Source organism: Scandinavium lactucae, assembly GCF_033843265.1.
Classification (GTDB): Bacteria; Pseudomonadota; Gammaproteobacteria; order Enterobacterales; family Enterobacteriaceae; genus Scandinavium; species Scandinavium lactucae.
The window spans coordinates 1-2,803 of sequence record NZ_JAWXRD010000016.1 but is presented as its reverse complement, the minus strand read 5'-3'; the positions used below and the strand labels follow the sequence as shown (position 1 = coordinate 2,803).

At 51.8% G+C, this 2,803-nt stretch carries 3 protein-coding genes; 1 reads left to right on the top strand and 2 read right to left on the bottom strand.

Going from position 1 to position 2,803, the window contains the following annotated elements; all coding sequences use genetic code 11:
• The first annotated feature begins 313 nt into the window (after positions 1 to 313).
• On the top strand, positions 314 to 1,729 hold the full coding sequence (gene gltX, locus SIK69_RS07980) for a glutamate--tRNA ligase (protein WP_319785822.1): 1,416 nt from the start codon (positions 314 to 316) through the stop codon (positions 1,727 to 1,729).
• A gap of 42 nt (positions 1,730 to 1,771) precedes the next feature.
• Here the strand turns inward: gltX and SIK69_RS07975 are convergent, their stop codons facing one another.
• Both SIK69_RS07975 and SIK69_RS07970 read right to left on the bottom strand, forming a co-directional pair.
• Positions 1,772 to 2,167: a YfeC-like transcriptional regulator gene (locus SIK69_RS07975; protein ID WP_319785821.1), complete on the bottom strand. Its 396-nt coding sequence runs from the start codon at positions 2,165 to 2,167 to the stop codon at positions 1,772 to 1,774.
• Positions 2,164 to 2,529 carry a YfeC-like transcriptional regulator gene (locus SIK69_RS07970; RefSeq protein WP_319626560.1) on the bottom strand — a complete coding sequence of 122 codons (366 nt, stop codon included), beginning with the start codon at positions 2,527 to 2,529 and terminating at the stop codon, positions 2,164 to 2,166. The genes SIK69_RS07975 and SIK69_RS07970 overlap by 4 nt, the downstream gene beginning before the upstream one ends.
• Positions 2,530 to 2,803: the final 274 nt, after the last annotated feature.

The window sequence follows — 2,803 nt, the reverse complement described above, 5'->3', positions numbered from 1 at the left end:
AACCGCCGACCCCCTCCTTGTAAGGGAGGTGCTCTCCCAGCTGAGCTAATCACCCCCGCTGTGTGGAGTCGCATTATAGGGAGAGTTGAAAATGAGTCAACGCCTTTTCCAAAGATTTTGTTTGTTCGTCGTAAAATTAAACAAAACGATCGCAAATCATTCCGTGGCGCATGATTTATAAACAAAATCGGCTAAGCGCAGCGATTCGCAGGGATCGACATTGAGGATTCAGGCGGTAGTGGTAGAATATTGCCCATTGTTTTTTTCCAGGATTTGCCGGCTGTCGGCAACTTTCTAAACGTAAGGCCATTTCATGAAAATCAAAACTCGCTTCGCGCCTAGCCCAACAGGCTATCTGCACGTCGGCGGTGCTCGTACTGCTCTTTATTCCTGGCTGTTTGCTCGCAACCACGGCGGTGAGTTCGTGCTGCGTATTGAAGACACCGATCTTGAGCGCTCTACGCCAGAAGCCATCGAAGCTATTATGGATGGCATGAACTGGCTGAGCCTGGAGTGGGATGAAGGCCCATACTTCCAGACTAAACGTTTCGATCGCTATAACGCGGTGATTGACGACATGTTGGTGGCCGGTACGGCGTATAAATGTTACTGCTCTAAAGAACGTCTCGAAGCCTTACGTGAAGAGCAAATGGCGAACGGCGAGAAGCCACGCTATGACGGCCGTTGCCGCCATGGTCATGAACATCATGCCGCTGATGAGCCATGCGTTGTGCGTTTCGCCAACCCGCAGGACGGTTCCGTTATTTTTGACGACCAGATCCGTGGCCCGATTGAATTCAGTAATCAGGAACTCGACGACCTGATCATTCGTCGTACCGATGGCTCCCCAACCTACAACTTCTGCGTTGTCGTCGATGACTGGGATATGGAAATCACTCACGTTATCCGTGGTGAAGACCATATCAACAACACCCCGCGCCAGATCAACATTCTGAAAGCGCTGAATGCACCGGTGCCGGTGTATGCCCACGTTTCCATGATCAACGGCGACGACGGTAAAAAGCTGTCCAAGCGTCATGGTGCGGTCAGCGTGATGCAGTATCGTGATGATGGCTACCTGCCTGAAGCATTGCTGAACTATCTGGTGCGCCTGGGTTGGTCCAGCGGTGACCAGGAAATCTTCACCCGTGAAGAGATGATCTCCCTGTTCTCCCTGAATGCAGTGAGCAAATCCGCGAGTGCGTTTAACACTGAAAAACTGCAGTGGCTGAACCATCACTACATTAATACCCTGGCACCTGAATATGTGGCGACGCATCTGCAGTGGCACATCGAGCAGGAAAATATCGACACCCGCAACGGTCCACAGCTGTCTGAGCTAGTGAAACTGTTGGGTGAGCGGTGTAAGACCCTGAAAGAGATGGCGGCGAGCTGCCGTTACTTCTATGAAGAGTTTGATGAGTTCGATGCCGACGCGGCGAAAAAACACCTGCGTCCGGTTGCGCGTCAGCCGCTGGAAGTGGTTCGCGACAAACTGAACACCATCACCGACTGGACGGCAGAAAATGTCCATCACGCCATTCAGGCGACGGCAGATGAGCTTGAAGTCGGGATGGGTAAAGTTGGAATGCCATTGCGTGTAGCTGTTACCGGTGCCGGTCAGTCACCAGGCCTGGATGTCACTGTCCACGCGATTGGCAAAAGCCGCAGCGTTGCGCGTATCAACAAAGCGCTGGCATTTATTGCAGAACGTGAAAATCAGCAATAACTGGCTCGAATAAGAAACGGCAGGCTTATGCCTGCCGTTTTTTTATGCGCTTTCGTCGGCTATCTTAAGCCGTTGGAGAAAACCACTTAATCCTTCACGCACCAGCAGAACGTGCAAGCGCTGCTTCTCTTCATCGGTCATCATCGCTAACACATCCTGAATTTGCCGCCACAGCGGACAGCTATCCTGAGCGTGGTAAGGAAACTCGTTTTCCGCTGCCTGCAACGTCAGCGAGAGATGGCGAAGTTTGGGCGTTGAGGATAAAAAATTTCTCACTTCCGGCGTGATATGAATCAACCGGGCACGACCCCCTTTTACGCCGGGAATCGGTTCGGTTATCCAGTGTTGTTCCCGGATCCAGCGATTGATCGTCTGTTTAGCCATCCCAACACAGTTCGCCAGTTCCTGCGTGGTCATTTTGCTATGGAGTATTTTCATACGGATTCTTGCGTCCGGATACCCAACCGGTGGAGCAAACCGGTGATGCCTTCGCGCAGAAGCAGACTGGTCAACTGCTTCTGTTCGTGGTCCGACATTTCTTTGGCCAGCGACAGCAGCAGTGAATCAAAACTGTCATCGAGAGAATGAGGATTGTGGGCGGGAACATCTGCCGCGCGCTGGGCGCTGCGGATAAATTCGCGAACCTCGTCGTTGACGTGTACCAGGCGCGCTTTACCGCCCTGAACACCGGGACGAGGTGAGGTTTGCCATCCCTCTTTACGTACCCATTTATTGATGGTTTGTCGGCTATATCCGGTCAGATCGGCGAGCTCCTCCGGCGTCATTCGTTCCTTGAGCATGCTATATCCTGAGTGCCAGTGTGGGAATTAATGGTTCATGTTATAGCATCCTTTTAGTTGAAAACGTGATGCGTTTAACTACTGATTGCGAGAACGCTCGCAATCTCATTTAGTTGCGTGCTTTTTCATCGATTGAAAGAAGGGATAACATTTTGCCGTTGACACCTGGCAAGGGAATTCATATTATGCCGCCCGTCAACACGACACGCTTTGCGTAACGGGGCTATAGCTCAGCTGGGAGAGCGCTTGCATGGCATGCAAGAGGTCAGCGGTT